Annotated in this window: 21 protein-coding genes, 9 tRNA genes and 1 riboswitch; of the genes, 27 read left to right on the top strand and 3 right to left on the bottom strand. The window is 40.1% G+C overall.

Annotated features, from left to right (window positions below):
• The first annotated feature begins 53 nt into the window (after positions 1 to 53).
• The 9 genes from QM460_RS09770 (at position 54) to QM460_RS09730 (ending at position 834) form a co-directional block, all read left to right on the top strand.
• Positions 54 to 126: transfer RNA gene (locus QM460_RS09770), tRNA-Val, on the top strand.
• A gap of 2 nt (positions 127 to 128) precedes the next feature.
• Positions 129 to 201, top strand: a tRNA-Asp gene (locus QM460_RS09765).
• 24 nt (positions 202 to 225) lie between these two features.
• Positions 226 to 298 (top strand) — tRNA-Lys (locus tag QM460_RS09760).
• A 5-nt stretch (positions 299 to 303) separates the two neighbouring features.
• Positions 304 to 385: transfer RNA gene (locus tag QM460_RS09755), tRNA-Leu, on the top strand.
• Positions 386 to 397: 12 nt separating this feature from the next.
• A tRNA-Thr gene (locus QM460_RS09750) sits at positions 398 to 470 on the top strand.
• Between the two features lie 27 nt (positions 471 to 497).
• Positions 498 to 569 (top strand) — tRNA-Gly (locus QM460_RS09745).
• 7 nt (positions 570 to 576) lie between these two features.
• Positions 577 to 662 (top strand) — tRNA-Leu (locus QM460_RS09740).
• Positions 663 to 670: 8 nt separating this feature from the next.
• Positions 671 to 744, top strand: a tRNA-Arg gene (locus QM460_RS09735).
• Between the two features lie 16 nt (positions 745 to 760).
• Positions 761 to 834, top strand: a tRNA-Pro gene (locus tag QM460_RS09730).
• A 75-nt stretch (positions 835 to 909) separates the two neighbouring features.
• Here the strand turns inward: QM460_RS09730 and QM460_RS09725 are convergent.
• Positions 910 to 2,166 carry an ISL3 family transposase gene (locus QM460_RS09725; RefSeq protein ID WP_045763715.1) on the bottom strand — a complete coding sequence of 419 codons (1,257 nt, stop codon included), beginning with the start codon at positions 2,164 to 2,166 and terminating at the stop codon, positions 910 to 912.
• A 98-nt stretch (positions 2,167 to 2,264) separates the two neighbouring features.
• Positions 2,265 to 3,323, bottom strand: coding sequence for an ISL3 family transposase (locus QM460_RS09720; protein ID WP_414289990.1), 1,059 nt, complete (start codon positions 3,321 to 3,323; stop codon positions 2,265 to 2,267).
• 306 nt (positions 3,324 to 3,629) lie between these two features.
• Here QM460_RS09720 and QM460_RS09715 point away from each other — a divergent pair, with 306 nt between their 5' ends.
• The 16 genes from QM460_RS09715 (at position 3,630) to QM460_RS09640 (ending at position 20,861) form a co-directional block, all read left to right on the top strand.
• On the top strand, positions 3,630 to 4,781 hold the full coding sequence (locus tag QM460_RS09715; RefSeq protein ID WP_414289989.1) for an iron-containing alcohol dehydrogenase: 1,152 nt from the start codon (positions 3,630 to 3,632) through the stop codon (positions 4,779 to 4,781).
• A 185-nt stretch (positions 4,782 to 4,966) separates the two neighbouring features.
• The gene (locus tag QM460_RS09710) at positions 4,967 to 6,238 is read left to right on the top strand and encodes a glycosyltransferase (protein ID WP_414289988.1); all 1,272 of its coding nucleotides are present in this window, start codon (positions 4,967 to 4,969) and stop codon (positions 6,236 to 6,238) included.
• Positions 6,238 to 7,218 carry an NAD-dependent epimerase/dehydratase family protein gene (locus tag QM460_RS09705; RefSeq protein WP_414289987.1) on the top strand — a complete coding sequence of 327 codons (981 nt, stop codon included), beginning with the start codon at positions 6,238 to 6,240 and terminating at the stop codon, positions 7,216 to 7,218. The genes QM460_RS09710 and QM460_RS09705 overlap by 1 nt, the downstream gene beginning before the upstream one ends.
• A complete protein-coding gene (locus QM460_RS09700; RefSeq protein WP_045762784.1) occupies positions 7,193 to 8,008 on the top strand; it encodes an MBL fold metallo-hydrolase in 816 nt (271 codons plus the stop codon). The genes QM460_RS09705 and QM460_RS09700 overlap by 26 nt, the downstream gene beginning before the upstream one ends.
• Entirely contained in the window at positions 7,986 to 9,248 is a 1,263-nt protein-coding gene (locus tag QM460_RS09695; RefSeq protein WP_045762783.1) for a F390 synthetase-related protein, read from the top strand. The genes QM460_RS09700 and QM460_RS09695 overlap by 23 nt, the downstream gene beginning before the upstream one ends.
• Before the next feature lie 14 nt (positions 9,249 to 9,262).
• Positions 9,263 to 10,207 (top strand): 3-oxoacyl-[acyl-carrier-protein] synthase III C-terminal domain-containing protein, encoded by a 945-nt coding sequence (locus tag QM460_RS09690; protein ID WP_301560066.1) that lies wholly within the window; start codon positions 9,263 to 9,265, stop codon positions 10,205 to 10,207.
• Between the two features lie 172 nt (positions 10,208 to 10,379).
• Positions 10,380 to 11,912 carry a cardiolipin synthase gene (gene cls, locus QM460_RS09685; protein WP_414289986.1) on the top strand — a complete coding sequence of 511 codons (1,533 nt, stop codon included), beginning with the start codon at positions 10,380 to 10,382 and terminating at the stop codon, positions 11,910 to 11,912.
• Between the two features lie 108 nt (positions 11,913 to 12,020).
• Positions 12,021 to 12,123: riboswitch (TPP riboswitch) on the top strand.
• Positions 12,124 to 12,199: 76 nt separating this feature from the next.
• Positions 12,200 to 12,490 (top strand): MTH1187 family thiamine-binding protein, encoded by a 291-nt coding sequence (locus QM460_RS09680; protein WP_414289985.1) that lies wholly within the window; start codon positions 12,200 to 12,202, stop codon positions 12,488 to 12,490.
• Positions 12,453 to 13,211, top strand: coding sequence for an ABC transporter permease (locus QM460_RS09675; RefSeq protein ID WP_414289984.1), 759 nt, complete (start codon positions 12,453 to 12,455; stop codon positions 13,209 to 13,211). The genes QM460_RS09680 and QM460_RS09675 overlap by 38 nt, the downstream gene beginning before the upstream one ends.
• Positions 13,212 to 13,245: 34 nt before the next feature.
• A complete protein-coding gene (locus QM460_RS09670; RefSeq protein ID WP_301560070.1) occupies positions 13,246 to 14,253 on the top strand; it encodes an ABC transporter substrate-binding protein in 1,008 nt (335 codons plus the stop codon).
• A complete protein-coding gene (locus QM460_RS09665) occupies positions 14,253 to 14,981 on the top strand; it encodes an ABC transporter ATP-binding protein (RefSeq protein ID WP_414289983.1) in 729 nt (242 codons plus the stop codon). The genes QM460_RS09670 and QM460_RS09665 overlap by 1 nt, the downstream gene beginning before the upstream one ends.
• Positions 14,982 to 15,096: 115 nt before the next feature.
• Complete coding sequence (locus QM460_RS09660; protein ID WP_001237459.1) at positions 15,097 to 15,555, top strand: CtsR family transcriptional regulator; 459 nt, start codon at positions 15,097 to 15,099, stop codon at positions 15,553 to 15,555.
• 6 nt (positions 15,556 to 15,561) lie between these two features.
• Positions 15,562 to 17,994, top strand: coding sequence for an ATP-dependent Clp protease ATP-binding subunit (locus QM460_RS09655; RefSeq protein WP_414289982.1), 2,433 nt, complete (start codon positions 15,562 to 15,564; stop codon positions 17,992 to 17,994).
• Positions 17,995 to 18,241: 247 nt separating this feature from the next.
• Positions 18,242 to 19,300, top strand: coding sequence for an AAA family ATPase (locus tag QM460_RS09650; protein ID WP_414289981.1), 1,059 nt, complete (start codon positions 18,242 to 18,244; stop codon positions 19,298 to 19,300).
• Positions 19,301 to 19,309: 9 nt separating this feature from the next.
• On the top strand, positions 19,310 to 20,086 hold the full coding sequence (gene pnuC / locus QM460_RS09645) for a nicotinamide riboside transporter PnuC (RefSeq protein ID WP_414289980.1): 777 nt from the start codon (positions 19,310 to 19,312) through the stop codon (positions 20,084 to 20,086).
• A gap of 1 nt (position 20,087) precedes the next feature.
• Positions 20,088 to 20,861, top strand: a complete 774-nt coding sequence (locus QM460_RS09640) for an NUDIX domain-containing protein (RefSeq protein ID WP_414289979.1) — start codon at positions 20,088 to 20,090, stop codon at positions 20,859 to 20,861.
• A 213-nt stretch (positions 20,862 to 21,074) separates the two neighbouring features.
• On the opposite strand, the gene QM460_RS09635 is transcribed toward QM460_RS09640, so the two are convergent.
• Entirely contained in the window at positions 21,075 to 21,305 is a 231-nt protein-coding gene (locus QM460_RS09635; RefSeq protein ID WP_045762774.1) for a hypothetical protein, read from the bottom strand.
• Between the two features lie 281 nt (positions 21,306 to 21,586).
• Here QM460_RS09635 and QM460_RS09630 point away from each other — a divergent pair, with 281 nt between their 5' ends.
• Positions 21,587 to 22,279, top strand: coding sequence for a hypothetical protein (locus QM460_RS09630; RefSeq protein ID WP_414289978.1), 693 nt, complete (start codon positions 21,587 to 21,589; stop codon positions 22,277 to 22,279).
• A 211-nt stretch (positions 22,280 to 22,490) separates the two neighbouring features.
• Positions 22,491 to 23,177 carry a YoaK family protein gene (locus tag QM460_RS09625; RefSeq protein ID WP_414289977.1) on the top strand — a complete coding sequence of 229 codons (687 nt, stop codon included), beginning with the start codon at positions 22,491 to 22,493 and terminating at the stop codon, positions 23,175 to 23,177.
• The last annotated feature ends 502 nt before the right edge of the window (positions 23,178 to 23,679 follow it).

Here is a 23,679-nt window from a genome sequence, read left to right as displayed (position 1 = left end):
CCGGAAGTAGTTGGGGGTTGCCCCCTGTGAGATAAGGAAGTCGCTTAGCTAAAGGGAGTTTAGCTCAGCTGGGAGAGCATCTGCCTTACAAGCAGAGGGTCAGCGGTTCGATCCCGTTAACTCCCATAGGTCCCGTAGTGTAGCGGTTATCACGTCGCCCTGTCACGGCGAAGATCGCGGGTTCGATTCCCGTCGGGACCGTTTAAGATAACGTAAGTTATTTTAGACTCGTTAGCTCAGTTGGTAGAGCAATTGACTTTTAATCAATGGGTCACTGGTTCGAGCCCAGTACGGGTCATCATTGCGGGTTTGGCGGAATTGGCAGACGCACCAGATTTAGGATCTGGCGCTTAACGGCGTGGGGGTTCAAGTCCCTTAACCCGCATAATAGAAATAAGCCGGCTTAGCTCAGTTGGTAGAGCATCTGATTTGTAATCAGAGGGTCGCGTGTTCAAGTCATGTAGCCGGCATTTTTTTAATATAACCAAGAGGTCGATGCGAACGTAGTTCAGTGGTAGAACACCACCTTGCCAAGGTGGGGGTCGCGGGTTCGAATCCCGTCGTTCGCTTAGAGAGGCCGGGGTGGCGGAACTGGCAGACGCACAGGACTTAAAATCCTGCGATTGGTAACGATCGTACCGGTTCGATCCCGGTCCTCGGCATATAATGAGCACCCTTAGCTCAACTGGATAGAGTACCTGACTACGAATCAGGCGGTTAGAGGTTCGACTCCTCTAGGGTGCATTTTTTCTATTTAACTCGGGAAGTAGCTCAGCTTGGTAGAGTACTTGGTTTGGGACCAAGGTGTCGCAGGTTCGAATCCTGTCTTCCCGATTGATATTACAGAGTAAGAACACTGGTTGTTCTTTTTTTAGGCTCTCTGTCAACTGTAGTGGGTTGAATAAAAAGCTAACATCTGGAGAGGACAACGATTGTCCTCTCCATTTTTATATTCAGAGCGATGAAAATTCGTTTCTTAAAGTTATCAAAGTTCCTAAAACCAAAAGCATTTCGTTTGATGAGTTTAATGAGATTATTGGTTGCTTCCAATTTGGCGTTGGAATAAGGTAATTGAAGGGCGTTGACAATCTTTTCTTTAACCTTGAGGAAGGTTTTCAAGACAGTCTGAAAAAGAGGATGAACCTGCTTTAGATTTTCCTCAATAAGTCCGAAAAATTTGTCAGGCTCTTTATTCTGAAAGTGAAAAAGCAAGAGCTGATAGAGATTATAGTGGTGTTTCAAGTCTTCGGAATAGCTCAAAAGCTTGTCTAGAATTTCTTTATTCGTTAAGTGCATGCGAAAAGTAGGGCGATAAAATCGTTTATCGCTGAGTTTACGACTATCTTGTTGGATTAGTTTCCAATAGCGCTTGATGGCCTTGTATTTATGAGATTTTCGATCAAATTGATTCATGATTTGGACACGAACCCGACTCATAGCTCGGCTAAGATGTTGAACAATGTGAAAACGATCTAGAACGATTTTAGCACATGGAAAAAGCTGTTTAGCTAAGGCATAGTAAGGACTAAACATATCCATAGTAATGATTTTCACTCGACATCGGACTGCTCTATCGTAGCGAAGAAAGTGATTGCGGATGATAGCTTGTGTTCTTCCCTCAAGAACAGTAATGATATTGAGCTGATCAAAATCTTGTGCGATAAAACTCATCTTTCCCTTGGTAAAGGCATACTCGTCCCAAGACATAATCTCTGGAAGACAAGAAAAATCATGCTTAAAGTGAAAGTCATTGAGCTTACGAATGACAGTTGAAGTTGAAATGGATAGCTGATGTGCAATATCAGTCATAGAAGTCTTTTCAATTAACTTTTGAGCAATCTTTTGGTTGATAATACGAGGAATTTGATGATTCTTCTTGACGAGAGAGGTTTCGGCGACCATCATTTTCGAGCAATGATAGCACTTGAATCGACGCTTTTTCAGAAGAATTCTGGTAGGCATACCAGTCGTTTCGAGGTAAGGAATCTTAGAATGTTTTTGAAAGTCATATTTCTTCATTTGACTTCCGCAATCAGGGCAAGATGGGGCGTCGTAGTCCAGTTTAGCGATGATTTCTTTGTAGGTATTCATATTGATGATGTCTAGAATCTGGATATTAGGGTCTTTGATATCGAGCAGTTTTGTGATAAAATGTAATTGTTCCATATGATTCTTTCTAATGAGTTGTTTGATCGCTTTTCATTATAGGTCATATGGGACTTTTTTTCTACACAAAAATAGGCTCCATAATATCCATAGGGGATTTACCCACTACAAATATTATAGAGCCCCTTTTTTATGTTCAAAGCAATGAGGATTCTGGTTTTAAAGTTTTCAAAGTTCCGGAAGCCAAAAGCATTTCGTTTGATAAGTTTGATGAGATTATAGTGGTGTTTCAACTCTTCTGAATAGCTCAAAAGCTTGTCTAGAATCTCTTTATTCGTTAAGTGCATGCGAAAAGTAGGGTGATAAAATCGTTTATCGCTGAGTTTACGACTATCTTGTTGGATGAGTTTCCAATACCGCTTGATAGCCTTGTATTCATGAGATTTTCGATCAAATTGATTTATGATTTGGACACGAACCCGACTCATAGCTCGGCTAAGATGTTGAACAATGTGAAAACGATCCAAAACGATTTTAGCACACGGAAAAAGTTGTCTAGCTAAGTCATAGTAAGGGCTAAACATATCCATAGTAATGATTTTCACCTGATAGCGAACAGCTCTATCGTAGCGAAGAAAGTGATTGCGGATGATAGCTTGTGTTCTTCCTTCAAGAAGGGTGATGATATTGAGCTTGTCAAAATCTTGTGCAATAAAGCTCATCTTTCCCTTGGTAAAGGCATACTCATCCCAAGACATAATCTCTGGAAGACGAGAAAAATCATGCTTAAAGTGAAAGTCATTGAGCTTACGAATAACAGTTGAAGTTGAAATGGATAGCTGATGGGCAATATCAGTCATAGAAGTCTTTTCAATCAACTTTTGAGCAATCTTTTGGTTGATAATACGAGGAATTTGGTGTTTTTTCTTGACGAGAGAGGTCTCAGCGACAGCCATTTTCGAGCAATGATAGCACTTGAATCGACTCTTTCTAAGGCGAATTCTAGTAGGCATGCCCGTCGTTTCAAGGTAAGGAATCTTAGACAGTTTTTGAAAATCATATTTCTTCATTTGATTTCCACAATCAGGGCAAGACGGGGCGTCATAGTCCAGTTTAGCGATGATTTCCTTGTGTGTATCCATATTGACGATATCTAGAAACTTGATGTTAGGGTCTTTGATATCAAGGAGTTTTGTGATAAAATGTAATTGTTTCATATGAATCTTTCTAATGAGTTGTTTTGTCGCTTTTCATTATAGGTCATATGAGGCTTTTTTTCTACAACAAAATAGGCTCCATAATTCCTACGGTGGTTTTACCCATTACAGAAATTATAGAGCCATTTTTTTTCAATAAAATAATCCATCTCAAATTTGTCTGGTTATCTGTTCCTTATGAAATTTTATTAAAATATTTTTTCAATCTCCTATTTGTTAAAAAAATCACAAATATTTGAAAATACAGAAAATATATTATATAATTAACCTAAATATATAGCGTGAAAAACGCAAGGAGGATAAAATATGGCAACATTTTACGTTCCAGCAGTTAACCTTATTGGTAAAGGTGTGGTAAATGAAGTTGGGCCTTATGTTAAGGAGTTGGGTTATAGTAAGGCTCTTTTGGTAACAGATAAATTTATTGAATCAAGTGATATCTTGCCAAAAATTTTAAAACCTTTAGATGATGAAGGAATTGCTTACGTTATCTTTAGTGATGTTGAACCGAACCCTAGTTGTAAAAATGTTATGGATGGGGTTGCTGCTTTGAAAGAGCACAACTGTGACTTTATTATCTCGATCGGTGGTGGCTCTCCACAGGATGCAGCTAGCTGTATTTCTGTAATCGCGACGAATGGTGGTAAACCGCAGGATTATGAAGGTTTGCATAAGTCTGCTCAAAAAGGTCTTCCAGTTGTCGCTATCAATACTACTGCAGGTACATCAGCAGAAATTACCATTAACTACGTTATCACTGATGAAGAACGTAAGGTTAAAATGGTAATGGTTGATAAGAACAGTCTTGCTCTTATCTCTGTTAATGACCCTGAATTGATGGTTTCAAAACCTCAAGCTTTGACTGCTGCTACTGGTATGGATGCTCTTACTCATGCTGTTGAAGCTTTGGTAACACCAGGTGCTTATGATGTGACTAAGAAACTCTCTATCGGAGCTATCGAGCTGATCAAAGAATATCTTCCACGTGCAGTAGAAAACGGACACGACATCGAAGCTCGTGAAGGTATGGTTAATGCTATCTTCCTTGGAGGAATGAGCTTTAACAATGCTGGACTCGGCTATGTTCACTCAATGGCTCACCAATTGGGTGCTGTCTATAACTTGCCTCATGGCGTTTGCTGTGCTATGCTTTTGCCAGTCGTTGAGCGTGAAAATGCCAAACGTGTACCTGTAGCCTTCCGTAATGTTGCTAAGGCCTTGGGTATGCAAATCGAAGGAAAATCAGATGAAGAATGTGCTGCTTATGCTATTTCTGAAATTGAAAAACTTTCTGAAACTGTCGGTATTCCTAAGAAATTGACAGAACTTGGTATCGAAGAAAAAGACTTTGACTTTGAATACCTTTCTAAGAATGCCTTGATTGATGCTTGTGCACCAGGTAATCCATTCATGCCAACTTTGGAAGAAACCATTGCTTTCTATAAGGAATTGTTCTAAGCAAAGCTACTTTTGAATTTTTTTAGGGATAGTAAATTTAAGATTCTTACATTATGAATTCCTCCCGAAAATTTAAATAATGTATTAGGAAATCAAATACTATTCCTATGATTTAAAACCAATAATATTTAAGAAGAACTATCCTTGTGATAGTTCTTTTTTGGAAAATTTGATATGCTAGGATTATGAAGAAAATCAAAATCGATGTTGTGATTGTTCCTTTAAGTGGACATTTGTATCCAACTATGAATTTATTACTACCTCTATTAGACAATCCTCAGTATGAGATTCGTTTATTTACAGGTCCCCAGAAAAAGGCTGTTGCAGAGGCGGTTGGTTTTCAAGTTCTTCCCATTTTAGAAGGACACGTAAAGGAATTTGAAAAAGCTGCCAACAATAAGGAGCAGTTAGGAATTATTTCAGCCTATCGGCAGTTGTCTGCTAGTCTTGATTTGATAAACCTAGTTTCGGACCAATTAATCCAAGAATGGACAAATCATCGTCCGGATATTGTTATAGTGGACTTTATCACACTATCTGGTGGCCTTGTAGCTAATCAACTTGGTATTCCTTGGATAACCACCATGGCTACACAATTTGTTTTAGAGACTACTGATGGCCCGCCTTGTCTAATCGGTGGAATGGGAAGTCCCAAGAATGGCTGGCAAGTTTCAGTACAATTTTTAGGTAGAAAAGCAACTCGGTTAGTGAAACGGATTGTATCTTTTTTATTACGTGATCGTTTAAAGAGATATAATTTTAGACTCTATAATCATCTGGACCAAGAGACTATTTATTCTCCATATTCAATCCTTGGTATTGGTATGAAAGAAGTAGAATTAAAAAAGGGATTTCCAAAACACTACAAGTGGATTGGTCCTTCTGGTGCTTCAGTTGAGGCAGGAGAGGATTATCCTTTAGATTTGTCTCCTTTTATGGATCGAAAGAAAGTTTTGGTGACTTGTGGGACACAACTAGCTTGGGCCAAAGAAAATCTTATTTATCAAGCTACGCAACTTGCAAAAGCTCATCCTGATTGTCACTTTTTTGTAACTCGTGGTGTAGGTGGAGAGGCCTTCCAATGTGAAAATCTCATGGAGAACCTTTCCGTAGTTTCTTATCTACCTTATAAGGAGTACATTCCCCAGATGGATTATGTGATTCATCATGGGGGAGCTGGGATTTTTTATCAATGCATTATTTATGGTAAACCAGCTTTGATATTGCCTCATGATTATGACCAATTTGATTATGCCGTTCGTGGGGTTGAGGCCGGTGTTGCTTTCACAGCTAAAAGAGATAATAGCAAGGCCATTGGACAAGCCTTTGAGGAGTTGTTAGCTAAAGAAAATTGGCCAGAATTAGAGACTTTGCGCCAAGCTGCGCTGTCTTATAACCCGACGGAAATTTTAGAGAGCGAAATCCACCGTCTGTTAGCAGATAAGGAGAAAGAATGATGAAAAAAGTATTAGTTACAGGAGCCACTGGTTTCTTGGGTAAATATGTTGTAGAAGAATTAGTCGAGCATGGTTATCAGGTTCGAGCTTTTGGCAGAAATAGAAAAGTTGGTCACTCTTTAGAGAATTCTTCGGTCAGTTTTTTTCAAGGGAATCTGACGAAAGTTGAGGATGTGGTAGAAGCTTGCAAGGGGATGGATCTGGTCGTTCATGCTGGGGCTCTTTCAACTATTTGGGGGCCATGGGAAGATTTTTATCAGACCAATGTTTTAGGAACTAAATATGTTCTCGAAGCTTGTCGTCGAGTAGGTATGCAGCGTTTAGTCTATGTTTCCTCACCAAGCATCTATGCTGCTCCAAAAGATCAACTAGGAATCAAAGAAAGTGCTGCTCCAGAGGAAAATAATCTCAATAACTATATACGTAGTAAATTGGCTTCGGAGAGACTCTTTAAGGATTATCCAGATGTTCCTAGTATTATCTTGAGGCCTCGGGGACTGTTTGGGATTGGAGATACCAGCATCTTGCCACGGGTGATCAATCTTAGTCAAAAAATTGGCATTCCTTTAATTGGAGATGAGCGTCAGCTCATGGACATGACTTGCGTGGAAAATGTTGCTCTCGCAATTCGTTTAGCCTTAGAAGCCCCAGAAGCAAAAGGTGAGGTCTATAACATTACTAATGGCGAACCGAGGGCTTTTAGGGATTTGCTAGAGGAAAGTTTGAAAGGTTTGGGTTACCCAATCAAATATAGAAAAATTCCAGCATCTCTCTTATCAGGAATTGCAAGTAGTTTAGAATTTCTATACAAGACCTTGAACCTTAAAGGGGAGCCGCCTCTAACACGATATACCTATTACTTGCTTCGCTATAGTCAAACACTGGATATTAGCAAGGCTAAGAGGGAATTGGGGTATCATCCGAAAATTAGTATTTCAGAAGGGATTGAACAATATGTCCAAGATTATCGAAAGCATTGAGTATTTCCCAGCGGGATATTGTACGAGTTATGCCGGTTTGCTTTTTAAGGGTGTCAAGAATAGAAAGATGACTTTCCCAGCAGGCGTCTTTTTGATCAAACATAGGGATAAGGGCTATGTGCTTTATGATACTGGCTATCACTACAATATTAAGACAAAACTAAGATATGCTTTATATCGCTTGGGGACGCCCGTTCAAATGACAGAGCAGGATCAGATTTCGCATTTGCTGAAGGCTAAAGGAATTAAACCAGAAGAAATTAATTATGTCCTGCTGTCTCATCTACATCCAGATCATTTAGGAGGGGCTGGCTTCTTTCTGAATGCAACCTTTATTCTAACCCAGGAAGTGTATGATGTTTACAAGAAACCCAAACTAAAAGATTTAATTTTTAAAGAATTTTTGCCGAGTACTTTTGAGGAAAGATTGACTATCATTAAGGCAGATCAGCAAAACTCCAACTTCAATTATCGTTCCACCAATGATCTTTTTGGAGACGGGAGTATCCTTGTCTCATCTATTGATGGGCATGCAAAGGGCCAAGCCTGTCTCTTTATGCCAGATTATCGTCTCTTTATCGCAGCGGACCTTTGTTGGGGAATTGACCTTTTACCTTACACCAAACAGATGCATCTGATTCCTTCCTTGGTGCAAGATAGTAAGGCTGACTATATCAAAGGAACAGAGCTACTGGAAGAGGTGTTAAAGGATGGTATAGAAGTGCTTGTCAGCCATGACCCTATAGAAAGGATTGAGCGGATTTTGTATGAAAAAAATAACCTTTCTTAAAACTTTTATCCAAACTCGTTGGCTTCATAACTTTAAATCTCGAGAAGCCTTAGAAAGCTATCAGAAAAAGCAACTAGATGTCTATATGGAATTTCTAAAACATGAGTCACCTTATTTTAAAAATGGTGTACCCAGTGATTTTGATCATATGGATAAAGCATTTATGATGACGCATTTCAATGAGCTTAATACTCAAGGTGTGGATAGAGATGAGGCCTTGGCTTTGGCTATCGAAAGTGAAAAGACCAGAAATTTTACAGAGCTCAAGGGAGAAATAGCTGTTGGGTTGTCTTCTGGAACATCTGGACACCGGGGGCTTTTTATCACAACTGAAAAAGAGCGCAGTATGTGGGCAGCAGCTATCTTGGCAAAGATGTTGCCCAAAGGTCACCTTTTTGGACATCGTATAGCCTTTTTTTTGAGAGCTGATAATGAATTGTATCAGACCATCAATACGGCGCTCATTCGTTTAGAGTACTTTGATATTTTCAAGAATACAGATGAGCATATCGAGCGTCTCAATAATTATCAACCGACCATTGTGGTGGCACCTGCTTCTATGTTGATTGAATTGAGCAAACGTCTAAAAGCTGGGGAGTTAGTCATTCACCCACAAAAAATCGTTTCAGTAGCTGAAATCTTGGAAGATAGTGACAGAGAACGGATTTCTGCGGCTTTTGCACTACCAGTTATTGACCAGGTCTATCAAGCAACAGAAGGTTTTCTAGCTTGTACTTGTTCGGCTGGGAATCTGCATCTTAATGAAGACATCATCTTTGTGGAAAAGCACTACCTGGATGGCCGTCGTTTTTATCCAGTCATTACTGACTTTAAGCGGAGCAGTCAGCCTGTTTATCGCTATCAGCTCAACGATATCTTGGTTGAAAATCCTGAACCTTGTTCATGTGGATCTCATTACACAAGGATTGACAAGGTCGAAGGACGTTCTGATGATATCTTCTACTTTGAAGGACTGGATGGAGGTCAGGTAACGATTTATCCAGACTTCATCAGGCGTTGTATTCTCTTTGTGGAGAATGTTGGAGATTACCAAGTCAAACAACATTCTGAGGAGTTAGTGGAGGTTTGTCTGAGTCGAAGGGATGAGCAAGTAGAAACAGCCATCACAGAGCAGTTCCGACTCTTGGCTCAACAAAAAGAGTTTAAAGAACCTGAAATTCGATTTTCAGATTATCACTGGGATACAAGTCGTAAACTCAAACGTATCCAACGTTTATGAAAGGACAAAAGATTATGACAGAAGTAAAAAGACATGTAGAAATTGCAGGCTATGGAGTTTGCCTTCCCAAAAACGCAGTGCAATTTAAAGACCAAACCCGTTACCGTGTCGTAGAAAATGAAGAAACACAGCTAGATTTGGCAGAAGCGGCTATCCAACGTGCACTTGAAAATGCAAATTTGAATATTAAAGATATTGATTGCCTTGTATCAGCTAGCGCGGTAGGTGTTCAGCCTATTCCGTGTACAGCTGCTTTGATTCATGAGCGCGTGGCAAAAGGGCTCTCTATACCAGCTATGGATATCAACACGACTTGTACAAGTTTCATCTCTGCTCTATCGACGATGTCATATTTGATTGAAGCTGGAGAATACAAACGTGTTTTGATTGTATCTAGTGAAGTTGGTAGCTCGGGTCTCAATCCAAAGCAAAAAGAAAGTTATGAACTCTTTGGTGATGGGGCGGCAGCCTTTATTTTTCAAGCAAGTGACAAGGATAAGGGAGTGATAGCAAGTCTTCAACGCACTTGGTCAGAAGGAGCTCACGATACTGAAATCCGTGGAGGTCTGACTTCTTATCAACCAAAAGAGTACTCTGAAGAAACGAAGACCAATTTCATGTTTGATATGAAAGGGAAGAAAATCCTCTTGCTTTCTGCTCGTGTCATTCCAGAAATGTTTCAAGAATTCCAAGAGAAATCAGGTATTTCTAAAGATGCTGTAGACTATATTATTCCCCACCAAGCTAGCCGAGCATTACCACTTGTTATGGATAAACTAGGAGTTAGCAAAGACAAGTATCTCAATATTGTCAGTGAGTATGGGAATATGGTGTCCGTTGCTGTACCTTTTGGCTTGGCCTATGCACTCGATCATGGCTATGTGAAGGAAGGAGATACCATCTTCTTGATGGGAACTGCAGCTGGTATGACGGTCAATATGTTGGCTTTGAAATTGTAATATGAGAGCAGGCACATGTAAGTTGCCTGCTTTTTAAATTGATTTTATAGTTAGAACTATCGGCCTAAACAGAAAAGACTTGCTAAGTTCTCCTAAACTAAGTATACTAGACAGTAACAGGCGTTTTTTAGACGGTATATTAGGGAGTATACTTAGAAATTGAGAGGGAGTTATGGGAACTAGAAAATTTCGACTATTGATGTCCAAGTATGGTTTTAGCATTGCGATTATTCTGATAGAATTATTTGTAGTTTTTGCAGTCATTCTTTACATGAGCCAGATTGCTCCTCTTGTTTGGGTTGCTCTTGTATTTCTGGTCAGCGTGGCAACTGTTTTAGCCATTGTCAATCGTTCCATGTCTCCTGAAAGCAAAGTGACGTGGTTGATTGTTACTTTTGTCCCTGTTTTTGGTCCCTTGCTTTATATCATGTTTGGTGAGCGTCGGTTATCAAAAAAGGAATTTAAACAATTACAGGAACTTCGTTCTATCACATCTCATGAAAAGCGCGAACATAGTCTTCATCAAGACATACAGAAAACTGATAAATCTGCCTACGGGATTATCAATGCCTTATTGCATATGGACAGTAATGCAGAAGTTTATGATCAGACAGACTCACAATTCTTTTCAAATGGTGAGGAAATGTGGCAGCAGATGCTGGAGGATTTGAAGAGGGCTGAAAAATTTATTTTTCTAGAATACTACATTGTCGAAAAGGGGTTAATGTGGGATAGCATGCTTGAGATTCTGGAAGAAAAGGCAGCTCAGGGAGTTGAGGTCAAGATGCTCTACGATGATATCGGTTGTATGGTGACCTTGCCGGGAGATTATACGGTTTATTTGCGGTCTAAAGGGATCGATGCCCATAAGTTTAATAAGGTGATTCCTCGTATGACGGTGGCCTATAATAACCGTGACCACCGAAAAATATTAGTCATTGATGGGCAAATTTCCTATACTGGCGGGATTAATCTTGCAGACGAATATATCAATCAGATTGAACGTTTTGGACACTGGAAAGATAGTGGGATTCGGATAGATGGTCCAGCGACTCAGGCCTTTACCAGACTATTTCTCATGAACTGGTATATCAACCGTGGAGAAATCAGTGATTTTGATCAGTATCATTTGGAAAATCAGACACGACCAGGTGGCGGTCTATGTATCCCATATGGAAGTGGACCCAAGCCTATCTATAGAATGAAGGTGGGTAAAATCGTTTATCAAAACCTGATTAATCAAGCGGAAGATTTTGTCTATATCACCACGCCTTATCTCATTATCGATTATGATTTGACAGAGGATATCAAAAATGCGGCTATGCGAGGCGTAGATGTGAGAATTATAACTCCATTTATCCCAGATAAAAAGCTCATCCAGTTAGTAACTCGAGGGTCTTATCCTAATCTTTTGTCTGCTGGTGTACGTATCTACGAGTATACTCCTGGTTTTATCCATAGTAAGCAAATGATTGTTGATGATCGATTTGCGGTTGTTGGAACCATAAATCTTGATTATCGCAGCTTGGTTCACCACTATGAAAATGCAGTTTTATTGTACGAAACAGCATCAATAGCAGATATTAGCAAAGATTTTGAAGAGATTTTTGAAGTATCGCAAGAAATTTTTCCTGGAACAATCAAGCCTACTTGGTATCAAACATTAATCAAAGAAGTAGCTCAGTTATTCGCCCCTATGCTTTAATTGAAAGAATTAACTGAGAATAAATGATTAGAGGGAGAGGTGGAGAACCGCCTCTTTTTCTGTAAGCAGTTTCCTTGACATCTTGTTTATTTTGCGCTATCATATGTCCATATAATATATGGGAGTCTGTGTACAGTCTGAGAGGAAGTGTTAAACTTCGACCGCACCTGATCTGGGTAATGCCAGCGTAGGGAACGAATACTTGGCCTAATTTTGCACCTTTTTCATATATGAAAGAGGTTTTTCTTTTTTTACAAAGAAAAACTGTAACTTAGAAGGAGGTTTTTATGAAAGCAAGCATTGCTTTACAAGTCTTGCCCCTGTCACAAGGGATTGACCGCATAGCCCTTATTGATCAAGTTATTGCTTATCTGCAGGCTCAAGGAGTGTTCATGGTGGTGACACCCTTTGAAACAGTCCTAGAGGGGGAATTTGATGACCTTATGCGTATTCTCAAAGAAGCTTTAGAAGTGGCAGGTCAAGGAGCAGACAATGTTTTTGCCAATGTGAAAATAAATATAGGAGAGATTTTAAGCATCGATGAGAAACTTGAAAAGTATAATGAGACGGCATATTAGTCTGCTGGGATTTTTGGGTGTCTTATCTCTTTGGCAGGTAGCGGGTTTGTTAAAACTCTTACCAAAGTTTATCTTGCCGACACCACTTGAAATCCTCCATTCTTTTGTTCGTGATAGAGAATTTCTCTGGTACCATAGCTGGGCAACCTTGAAAGTAGCCTTGTTAGGTCTAGTGTTGGGAGTCTTGATAGCCTGTATCATGGCTGTCCTTATGGATAGTCTGGGCTGGCTAAATGATTTAATTTACCCCATGATGGTAGTTGTCCAGACCATACCAACCATTGCCATAGCCCCTATACTGGTCTTGTGGCTAGGTTACGGAATCTTGCCCAAGATTGTCTTGATTATCTTGACGACAACCTTCCCTATCATCGTCAGCATTTTGGATGGATTTAGGCATTGTGATAAGGATATGCTGACCTTATTTAGTCTGATGCGAGCCAATCCTTGGCAAATCCTTTGGCATTTTAAAATCCCTGTCAGTCTGCCCTACTTTTATGCAGGACTCAGGGTTAGTGTCTCCTACGCCTTTATCACAACAGTGGTATCTGAGTGGTTGGGAGGCTTTGAAGGCCTAGGTGTCTACATGATTCAGTCCAAGAAACTGTTTCAGTATGATACCATGTTTGCCATTATTATTCTGGTATCGCTGATCAGCCTTTTGGGTATGAAGTTGGTTGATATTAGTGAAAAATATGTGATTAAATGGAAACGTACTTAAAGAGCGTTTTGGAAAAAGAAAAGAGGAAATAAAAATGAAGAAAACATGGAAAGTGTTTTTTACGATTGTAACAGCTTTTGTAGCTATTTTGCTTGTGGCCTGCGGCCAAGGAACTGCTTCTAAGGATAACAAAGAAGCAGAACTCAAAAAAATTGATTTTATCCTAGACTGGACACCAAATACCAACCATACAGGGCTTTATGTAGCTAAAGAAAAAGGTTACTTCAAGGAAGCTGGAGTGGACGTGGACTTGAAATTGCCACCAGAAGAAAGCTCATCTGACTTGGTTATCAATGGTAAGGCACCATTTGCAGTGTATTTCCAAGACTACATGGCTAAGAAATTGGAAAAAGGGGCAGGCATTACAGCCGTTGCAGCGATTGTAGAACATAATACATCAGGAATTATCTCTCGTAAGTCTGATAATATCAATAGTCCTAAAGACTTAGTTGGTAAGAAATACGGAACCTGGAATGACCCGACTGAGCTTGCTATGTTGAAAACCTTGGTAGAATCTCAAGGTGGAGACTTCGAGAAGGTTGAAAAAGTACCAAATAACGACTCAAACTCTATCACACCGATTGCCAACGGCGTTTTTGACTCTGCTTGGATTTATTATGGTTGGGATGGAATTCTAGCCAAATCTCAAGGTGTGGATGCAAACTTTATGTATTTGAAAGACTATGTCAAAGAGTTTGACTACTACTCACCAGTTATCATTGCAAACAACGATTATCTGAAAGACAACAAAGAAGAAGCTCGCAAAGTCATCCAAGCCATCAAAAAAGGCTACCAATACGCTATGGAGCATCCAGAAGAAGCTGCAGATATCCTCATCAAAAATGCACCTGAACTCAAAGATAAACGTGACTTTGTCATCGAATCTCAGAAATACTTGTCAAAAGAATACGCAAGTGACAAGGACAAATGGGGACAATTTGATGCGGATCGCTGGAATGCCTTCTACAAATGGGATAAAGAAAATGGTATTCTTAAAGAAGACTTGACAGATAAAGGATTTACCAACGAATTTGTAAAATAATGACAGAAATTAGACTAGAACACGTAAGCTATGCCTACGATGATGAAAAGATCTTAGAGGCTATTAACCTACAGGTGACTTCAGGTGAAGTTGTCTCTATCCTAGGCCCCAGTGGTGTAGGAAAGACCACACTCTTTAACCTGATTGCAGGGATTTTAGAAGTCCAGTCTGGGCGAATCATTCTTGATGGAGAGGAAAATCCCAAGGGGCGCGTGAGCTACATGCTACAAAAGGATCTGCTCTTGGAACACAAGACGGTGCTAGGAAATATCATCCTGCCCCTCTTGATCCAAAAGGTGGATAAGGCAGAAGCTATTGCCAAAGCAGACGAAATCCTTGCAACCTTCCAGTTGACAGCTGTACGGGATAAGTATCCTCATGAGCTTAGTGGTGGGATGCGCCAGCGTGTGGCTTTACTCCGCACTTACCTTTTTGGGCACAAGCTCTTTCTTTTAGATGAGGCCTTTAGTGCCTTGGATGAGATGACCAAAATGGAACTTCATGCCTGGTATCTTGATATTCATAAACAACTAGGCCTGACGACACTCATCATTACGCATAGTATAGAGGAAGCGCTGAATCTGAGTGATCGGATTTATATCTTGAAAAATCGTCCTGGGCAGATTGTTTCTGAAGTCAAACTCGACTGGTCTGAAGACGAGGACAAGGAAGTCCAAAAGATTGCCTACAAACGTCAAATCTTGGCAGAATTAGGCTTAGATAAGTAGAAAAATAGGGAGTTGGTGAGGATTATTCATTACCAGCCCCTTTTTCTTTTAAAAATGAAAAAATTTCGGTATAATAGTCAAAGATAGTCAAGGTTTAAAGAGAGGTGGGTTTGTTATGAGACTTAAAAATACATCAGATCATATTGAGGCCTACATCAAGGCAATTTTAGATCAATCTGGTATTGTGGAGTTGCAACGGAGTCAGTTGGCAGATACTTTCCAGGTTGTTCCTAGTCAGATTAACTATGTGATTAAGACTCGTTTTACAGAAAGCAGGGGATACTTGGTTGAAAGTAAGCGTGGTGGTGGTGGCTACATTCGTATAGGTCGGATTGAATTCTCAAACCACCATGAAATGCTCCGCGATTTACTGTATTCGGTGGGCGAAGAAGTCAGCCTAGTTATCTTTGAAGATGTTTTAAGACTCTTGTTTGAACAGGATTTAGTGACTCGTCAGGAGATGAATCTATTACTAGCGATGGCGACAGACAGGGTTTTAGGTGAGGATGCCAATCTTATCCGTGCCAATATGCTCCGACAATTATTACAAGAGGTAGATAGAAAAGGAAAATAGAACTAAATGAAATATTCAAAAGCATTGAAAGAATGTATAGACAGTGCCTTTCTGGTCGCAAGTCATTTTGGGGCAGAATACCTCGGGTCTTGGCACCTATTGATTGCTATGGCCAATCATAGTTACAGTGTAGCTGGGGCGACTTTAAATGAATTTCCCTATGAGATTGATCGTCTGGAGGAAGTTGCTGTAGAGCTGACTGAAACAAAGTATAGCGATAAGGAAAATTATCAGGAGTTGCCTTTTTCACACCGTTTGAAGGTATTGTTGTTGGAAGCAGAGCATGTTGCTTCTGTTGTGCATGCCAAGGTTTTAGGAACAGAGCACGTGCTTTATGCTATCTTACATGATGGCAATGCCTTAGCTACTCGCATTTTAGAAAAAGCGGGATTTTCTTACGAAGATCAGAAGGATCAGGTCAAGATTGCTGGACTTCGTCGTAGTCTTGAAGCGCGTGCTGGTTGGACTAGAGATGATTTGAAGGCCCTTCGTCAACGCCATCGTACGGTAGCGGATAAGCAAAATTCTATGGCTAATATGATGGGCATGCCTCAGACCCCAAGTGGAGGTTTGGAAGATTATACGCATGATCTTACAGAGCAAGCTCGCTCAGGTAAATTGGAACCAGTCATCGGGCGTGATCAAGAAATCTCTCGTATGATTCAAATCTTGAGTCGTAAGACCAAAAATAATCCAGTCCTAGTTGGAGATGCGGGTGTGGGTAAAACAGCACTGGCACTTGGCCTTGCACAACGTATTGCCAATGGAGATGTGCCAGATGAAATGGCTAAAATGCGTGTCCTAGAACTTGACTTGATGAATGTGGTTGCGGGGACTCGTTTCCGTGGTGATTTTGAAGAACGTATGAACAATATCATCAAAGATATTGAGGAAGATGGCAAGGTCATCCTCTTTATCGATGAGCTTCATACCATTATGGGTTCAGGAAGTGGGATTGATTCGACCTTGGATGCGGCCAATATCCTAAAACCTGCCTTGGCACGTGGAACTCTGAGAACTGTCGGTGCGACTACTCAGGAAGAGTATCAAAAGCACATCGAAAAAGACGCAGCCCTTTCTCGTCGCTTTGCTAAAGTGATGATTGAGGAGCCAAGTTTAGCAGATAGTATGGCTATTTTGCAGGGCTTGAAAGCAACTTATGAGAAACACCACCATGTCCAAATTACAGACGATGCAGTCGAAACAGCTGTCAAAATGGCACATCGTTATTTGACGAGTCGTCATTTGCCAGACTCAGCAATTGATCTCTTGGATGAAGCGGCAGCAACAGTGCAAAATAAATCGAAACACGCTAAACAAGAAGAGTCAGGTTTAACACCAGCTGATAAGGCCTTGATGGATGGAAAATGGAAGCAAGCAGCTCAGCTCATTGCAAAAGAACAGGAAGTACCTGTTTATAAAGATGTAGTAGAAGAATCTGATATTTTGACCACCTTGAGTCGCTTATCGGGAATTCCTGTTCAAAAATTGACACAAACGGATGCCAAGAAGTATCTCAACCTTGAAGCTGAACTGCATAAACGTGTGATCGGACAGGAACAGGCTGTATCTAGTATCAGTCGTGCTATTCGCCGTAACCAATCTGGTATTCGTAGTCATAAACGTCCAATTGGATCCTTTATGTTCCTAGGACCGACAGGTGTTGGTAAGACCGAGTTGGCCAAGGCCTTGGCAGAAGTCCTCTTTGATGACGAATCAGCCCTTATCCGCTTTGATATGAGTGAGTATATGGAGAAATTCGCAGCCAGCCGTCTTAACGGAGCTCCTCCAGGTTATGTAGGTTACGAAGAAGGTGGAGAGTTGACCGAGAAGGTTCGCAATAAACCGTACTCGGTACTTCTCTTTGACGAAGTAGAAAAGGCGCACCCAGACATCTTTAATGTACTCTTACAGGTTTTGGATGATGGTGTCTTGACAGATAGTAAAGGTCGCAAGGTTGATTTCTCAAACACCATTATTATCATGACGTCAAACCTTGGTGCAACAGCCCTTCGTGATGATAAAACAGTTGGATTTGGAGCTAAGGATATTCGTTTTGACCAAGAAAATATGGAAAAACGTATGTTTGAGGAGCTGAAAAAGGCTTATCGTCCAGAGTTTATCAACCGTATTGATGAGAAGGTAGTCTTCCATAGCTTGTCAAGTCAAGATATGCAGGAAGTAGTTAAGATTATGGTTAAACCATTGATTGCAAGCCTAGCAGAAAAAGGAATTGACTTGAAACTCCAAGCATCTGCCCTTAAACTCCTAGCTCAGCAAGGCTATGATCCAGAGATGGGGGCTCGTCCACTTCGTAGAACCCTACAAACGGAAGTGGAAGACAAACTTGCAGAACTTCTTCTTACAGGTGAACTGAAAGAAGGTAAGACCCTGAAGATTGGTGTTAAAGCTGGTCAATTAAAATTTGAAATTGTTTAAAAATGTGAGGTTGGAACAGATTGTTTCAGCCTCTTTTTTGAAAAGTTGTTGCCCAAATAGCTACTTGGATTGTGGATTTGTTTTGAGGATTTCAAAGCAGAATGCTACTGATCCGATTTTGCATATCAAGTAAAAAATTCCTATCATGTAGCAATGTTTTTATAAAAAATAATAAAAAAGTGTTGACAAACAGAACAAGACAGAGTATAATACAAAATATAAAAATTTATAAAAAGGTTAAACAGATATGAAAAAGAGTATAGCGGTTGTTTTTGGCACCTTTGCTCCCTTACATCAAGGGCATATTGATTTAATCCAAAGAGCAAAACGTCAATGTGATGCTGTATGGGTGGTAGTTTCAGGTTATAAGGGAGATCGTGGTGAACAGGTGGGGCTTACACTACAAAAGAGATTTCGCTATATTCGTGAAGCTTTTCGAGATGATGAGTTGACCTCTGTTTGTAAACTTGACGAAAGCAATATTCCACGCTATCCAATGGGCTGGCAGGAATGGTTGGATCAGATGTTGCAGGCCATTTCCTATGACCAGACTGGTCAGGAGCTCATCTTTTTTGTAGGAGAGTCCGAATACCAACAAGAATTGTCAGAACGTGGTTTTGAGACTGTTCTACAGGAAAGAAAATTTGGAATTTCGGCTACCATGATTCGAGAAAATCCAAGTAAATATTGGAAATATATCGCTCAACCCTTCCGCCGTCAGTTTACGAAAAAAGTGTTGATTATGGGAAGTGCGAGTAATGGAAAAACAACTCTAGCCAAGGATTTAGCTCGTTTTTATGATGCGCCAGTCAGTCTGGAGTATGCTCGTGAGTATCAGATAAAAAATAATGTCCGTGATGATGAGCTTACCCCAAAAGATTATTATTACCTTCTTTTGGGCCAATATGACCAAACTTCCAAGTTAATCGATAGCAATGCCAATCGAGGCCTGGTCATTGCAGACACCAACTCATTGGTAACCAAGGGCTACTACGATTACTACATGGAAAGCGAAGAGCAGGAGGACTTGTCCGTAGAGACCTTTGATAATCTCTTTGTTTCCATATTAGCCAAGGAAAAGTGGGATTTAATCCTCTTTGTGCAACCTGTTGGCTCTTATGTCAATGATGGTTTTCGAGACATGACCATGGCAGAAGACCATATCCGTCATAGTTTTTCTCAGCATTTGGATATGATTAGGGAGCAATATCTGGCTAATATTCCTTATGTTTATCTAGCTGATGATTATCTAGGAAATTATGAAGCAGCAAAAGTAGCTATCGATGCCATTTACCAAGCAGATTAGGAGAAGAAAATGAAAAAAATAACTGAAAAAATTACTCGATTTATCGCAAACTTTAAAAATGTTCACGCAGAAGCTCGTAAAATTGGTTTTGCAGGAGTTATGCATTTGCTTTGGAAAGACCTCTTTGTGGGACGCAGTCTTTTCCAGTGGCTCTATTTGATTGCTTTATCAAGTGTCCCTCTTATTCTGGAGTTTACACAAAACACGGAAAGTCATGACTGGGTTGGTCTCTTGGCCTCTTGGACAGGGATTGTCTGCGTTATCTTGGTTGCAGAAGGTCGAGCTAGTAACTACCTTTTTGGTGCTATTAACTCTGCTATCTATTTGGTATTAGCCATGGATGCCACTTTCTATGGTGAAGTATTGACTACAGTTTATTTCTTTGTGATGCAGCCTATTGGTCTTTATACTTGGTTATCTAATCGGATCAATGAGCAAGGAAAACCAGAAGAATCCCACTTTGAAGCTAAGAAACTTGGACTGATTGATTGGCTCAAATATTTGGCTTTGACAGCCATCATCTGGATTGGTATGGGCTTTGCCTACCAAAGTATCCATAGCGCTCGTCCTTTCCGTGACAGTGTTACCGATGCGACCAATGGTGTTGGTCAGCTCTTGATGACACGTCTTTACCGTGAGCAATGGATTTTCTGGATTGCAACCAATCTCTTTAGTATTTACCTCTGGTGGGGTGAAAATATCCATATCCAAGGTATGTACTGGGTTTACACCATCAATAGTTTAGTCGGTTGGTACCAATGGACAAAAGCTGTCAAGGAGGGATAAGATGACTGAAAGGATAATCCCGGCTGGAATGACAGAAAGAGAATATTTTGAGATTCATGCGACGGAGAAGGAATTTTTAGACTGGTACTGCAAACAGGATCTTCCTCAGTATGAAAAACCGAGCGTGACGGTGGATATGGTAGCTTATTGCTTTGTAGAAGGGAAAATAAAGCTCTTGCTGATCCGTCGCAAGGCCCATCCTTATCAAAACTGCTTGGCTTTGGTCGGTGGTTTTATGGACAAGAGTGAAGATGCAAGGCATGCTTGTCAGCGTGAAGTGAGAGAGGAGGTTAACCTCGACCTTCCTTTGGAAAAAATCGAACAGTTGATGACAGTGTCTACCCCAGGTCGTGATCCGCGGGGCTGGACGGTTACTATCGCCCACTTGGTGTATCTACCTAGCCGCGCACTTGATCTCGTTCAAGCTGGAGATGATGCCAAGGATGTGGTTTTTGTCGATGTTGATTTTCAGACGGGCAAATGCTTCCTAGAGGGACTAGAGTTGGAGGAGCACGCCTTCGCCTTTGACCATTATGCCATTATCCAAGAGTCTATTAAACGAATCCAAGGGCGTCTTGACTGGAATCCGACCTTCCTCTATCTGCTAGAGGAGGAGTTCACTGTCTATGAAGGGACCGAATTGGTCAATCTCATCAACCCAGGACGACCAATCGTCAGCAATAACTTTCTAGTTAAATACGGGGAGTATGTAGAAGAAGTTGGGCTCAAACGAGTGCCTAAAAAGAAACCAAGAAAAACCTATCGATTGAAATAAAAGGCTTGGGGACAGAAATCGATAGATCAAGTCTCGGTTTCCTAGTCTCAGATTTGAGAAGTTTCAACAAATCCGATGGCTGGTTGAAGCTTGAGAATAGAGAAAATAAAGTTTGCGTCACAAGCCAAGTCAGCTATCGTGTCAAAGGTTTATTATTCATAAAAAAAGCGAGGTCGGGATTCTTCCTGGCCTCTTTTTGTTGTTATTTTTTGTTTAAGGATGTTTATCTTTTTTAGGATTACTCATAAAACGAATGAATAAATCTTTGTATTTATATTTTAAATAATGTTCGTGTAAGTACATTAGAGCCACATAAACAATCATGAAGATTGTGGTTAAGTAGAACAAATCAAATGTTGTTTGAGCGTAATGAGTAGCAACCCCATAAGAAGAGAAAGCACCAATAATCATCCAAGGAAGATATTTGTAATATTTGCTTGACATAGGCCTACACCTCCAATATCCTATTTCAATTTTATTATAGTCCTTCAAGAAAAAAATGCAAGCGATTACACTTTAAAATATAGCACTTTATCAGGAAGAACTTTTGTGTTTTTTTAAAATTATTTACGAATAAAAGATATAGGAGGAGTAAGAAAACAAATGTACTAAAAAATAATTCTAAAAAATTTTAGATAAATAGTTGACAGATTTAAAAACAAATATTACAATAATGTTACAAAAATATTTCTTAACATTTCAAAAATGTTACAAAGGAGCGTAAAATGAAAAATAAAACTTCTATCAAATTAATGGCCGCAACTGTACTCGCTTCAACATTGCTATTGGGGGCTTGTGGTAATAAGAAAGAAAATACCACAAGTGATAGTTCTAGCAAGACAACACAAGCATCTTCTAGTTCTAAGGCAAGTTCTTCAAGTAAAGAGAACAAGACTCAGAAATCCTCAAGTTCAACTTCATCAGAAAAAGCTAAATCATCATCTTCTGATCAGTCAACGACTACTGCTAATCAATCGCAAGCAACACCAGCACCAGAAACAAAACAAAATCAAGAACCTTCTGCTAAGCAAACCCCTTCTCAAGCCCCATCCAATCAACAAGGAACACAAGAAAAACAGAATCAGTCAGCTTATGATCCAGCAACTGATCGTAAACTTCAAGACAAGCAGGCAGAACATAACAAACGTTATAAAGGTGTCTTGACTATGGTGGACAAAGATTTTTCAGCTGCAGCTGGGAATTGGAAGGGTGCGAATGGTGAAACTATCACTGTCTCATCAGGCGGTCAATTTACAGTAGAGTCTGCTGATGGTAAGAAAGAAAACTACTCTATCCAAAGCTATTCTTATACGCTTGATGATGGGAAATACAATGCTGAAGTAGGTGGTGGAAAAGTCATCCAGATTACAACAGGTGCAGATGGCACTGTTTCAAGTGTTACTTTGATTAAGCCATAGACTTCAGTACTGAAATAATTTGTTTAAAAATAGTTCAGCTGAGGAGTACTACAGTATTCCGATTTGATAAGAAGTCATAAATGAACTCCAGAGATGAGACGAACTTAGGAGTATATCTAATCATGTCTACCTGAACTGACCGTTTTTCACTTAGTTTCTTTCAGAGAAAGTGGTATAATGAAAAAATCAAAGGGAAACGAGTGATGAATCAATGCCAGATAAATTAATTTTACCTCAAAATTCACGACTCATGGGAGTGTTTCTTGGCTTTATCGGTGGTTCTTTGGATGTGTTCTGTCACATCCAGTACCATAGTTTGGTGGCGACACAGACAGGGAACATTCTCCTACTGATATCAGATTGGCACGATTCACATGTCATCAATACTATGTTGAGATTCTGTTCTATTATATTCTTTTCCCTAGGATTTCTTTTTGCCTTACACGTGAAAGAATATCGCAAAACAGCCTATTGGCGGGTTAAGATGCTACTTCCCTTATTTATCGGGACCCTTGTTCTGCCCTTCTTTTCTCGTTTTCCTCTATTAGAAGTTCCTTTTATTGCTTTTGGAACAGGCATGATGATGCTAACATTTACGGGTAGTTTGATTGAAGATCATCCCTATGTCATTTTTATGACTTCTGGAAATTACCGAAAAATGTTGACTGCTTTGTATCGCATCGTTAGAGGAGAAGGAGATGTTCAAGAATATCGTCGTCAAGCCTTGAATTATGGCATTGTTGTAGGGAGTTTCGTAGTGGGCGCTATTAGCTTGGCTGTATCTATGCATTTTCTCCATGAATGGTCTATCTGGATTGTCAGCTTCAATTTGTTTTTGATTATGGCATACTATATTGCTAGAGTGAAGCAACTAGATTTGCAAGATGAAAATATATAAAAAAGGCAAATCTCAAATTGAGGGATTTGCCGTTTTTGGTATGATGGACATGTCGTACATCTGAGGTGGAAGTCCTCCGTAGGACACACACTACCAGTGAACTTTTGAGCAACTGAATTTGTCCATTCGGGGATGTATAACTATTTCTTACTAGGGAATATGAAGCGCATAGTCATCATCATAGATGAGCGCTCGCGTTCTAGCCTACGAGTGATTATCTAGAAGCGGTGGAAGAAGAAATCTACTTAAGCTAGGGTTTCCTAAATGGAGATAAGGTATCTAGCTGGGGTGATCACTATCAATTAGGGCTCAGAAGTCGGTACTTAAACATGATATATAAAAACCAGTCCTCGAAAAGCGCGGACTGGTTTCTTACTTATGTGACTTTCAGTCCGTCTCGCTCCGTTAGGTGCGAGACAAATAAACCACCCGCTATGCGGGTGCGCGTCGAAGGTTATACCAAAAAAACTCCAAACGCGATACAATAAAGGTGTTCAAGCCA

The sequence above is a fragment of the Streptococcus infantis genome (genome assembly GCF_047464415.1).
Classification (GTDB): domain Bacteria; phylum Bacillota; class Bacilli; order Lactobacillales; family Streptococcaceae; genus Streptococcus; species Streptococcus infantis_AE.
Note: the sequence above shows the minus strand (reverse complement) of the source record. Positions and strands in the feature narration are given on the sequence as shown.

Bases quoted from the DNA above. Each gene is read 5' to 3' on its own strand.
- QM460_RS09655 (WP_414289982.1), top strand. From the start codon at position 15,562: ATGAAATATTCAAAAGCATTGAAAGAATGTATAGACAGTGCCTTTCTG.
- cls (WP_414289986.1), top strand. From the start codon at position 10,380: ATGGGAACTAGAAAATTTCGACTATTGATGTCCAAGTATGGTTTTAGC.
- QM460_RS09670 (WP_301560070.1), top strand. From the start codon at position 13,246: ATGAAGAAAACATGGAAAGTGTTTTTTACGATTGTAACAGCTTTTGTA.
- QM460_RS09720 (WP_414289990.1), bottom strand. From the start codon at position 3,323: ATGAAACAATTACATTTTATCACAAAACTCCTTGATATCAAAGACCCT.
- QM460_RS09695 (WP_045762783.1), top strand. From the start codon at position 7,986: ATGAAAAAAATAACCTTTCTTAAAACTTTTATCCAAACTCGTTGGCTT.
- QM460_RS09635 (WP_045762774.1), bottom strand. From the start codon at position 21,305: ATGTCAAGCAAATATTACAAATATCTTCCTTGGATGATTATTGGTGCT.
- QM460_RS09675 (WP_414289984.1), top strand. From the start codon at position 12,453: ATGAGAAACTTGAAAAGTATAATGAGACGGCATATTAGTCTGCTGGGA.
- QM460_RS09725 (WP_045763715.1), bottom strand. From the start codon at position 2,166: ATGGAACAATTACATTTTATCACAAAACTGCTCGATATCAAAGACCCT.
- QM460_RS09660 (WP_001237459.1), top strand. From the start codon at position 15,097: ATGAGACTTAAAAATACATCAGATCATATTGAGGCCTACATCAAGGCA.
- QM460_RS09705 (WP_414289987.1), top strand. From the start codon at position 6,238: ATGAAAAAAGTATTAGTTACAGGAGCCACTGGTTTCTTGGGTAAATAT.
- QM460_RS09690 (WP_301560066.1), top strand. From the start codon at position 9,263: ATGACAGAAGTAAAAAGACATGTAGAAATTGCAGGCTATGGAGTTTGC.
- QM460_RS09640 (WP_414289979.1), top strand. From the start codon at position 20,088: ATGACTGAAAGGATAATCCCGGCTGGAATGACAGAAAGAGAATATTTT.
- QM460_RS09665 (WP_414289983.1), top strand. From the start codon at position 14,253: ATGACAGAAATTAGACTAGAACACGTAAGCTATGCCTACGATGATGAA.
- QM460_RS09700 (WP_045762784.1), top strand. From the start codon at position 7,193: ATGTCCAAGATTATCGAAAGCATTGAGTATTTCCCAGCGGGATATTGT.
- QM460_RS09680 (WP_414289985.1), top strand. From the start codon at position 12,200: ATGAAAGCAAGCATTGCTTTACAAGTCTTGCCCCTGTCACAAGGGATT.
- QM460_RS09625 (WP_414289977.1), top strand. From the start codon at position 22,491: ATGCCAGATAAATTAATTTTACCTCAAAATTCACGACTCATGGGAGTG.
- QM460_RS09630 (WP_414289978.1), top strand. From the start codon at position 21,587: ATGAAAAATAAAACTTCTATCAAATTAATGGCCGCAACTGTACTCGCT.
- QM460_RS09710 (WP_414289988.1), top strand. From the start codon at position 4,967: ATGAAGAAAATCAAAATCGATGTTGTGATTGTTCCTTTAAGTGGACAT.
- QM460_RS09650 (WP_414289981.1), top strand. From the start codon at position 18,242: ATGAAAAAGAGTATAGCGGTTGTTTTTGGCACCTTTGCTCCCTTACAT.
- pnuC (WP_414289980.1), top strand. From the start codon at position 19,310: ATGAAAAAAATAACTGAAAAAATTACTCGATTTATCGCAAACTTTAAA.
- QM460_RS09715 (WP_414289989.1), top strand. From the start codon at position 3,630: ATGGCAACATTTTACGTTCCAGCAGTTAACCTTATTGGTAAAGGTGTG.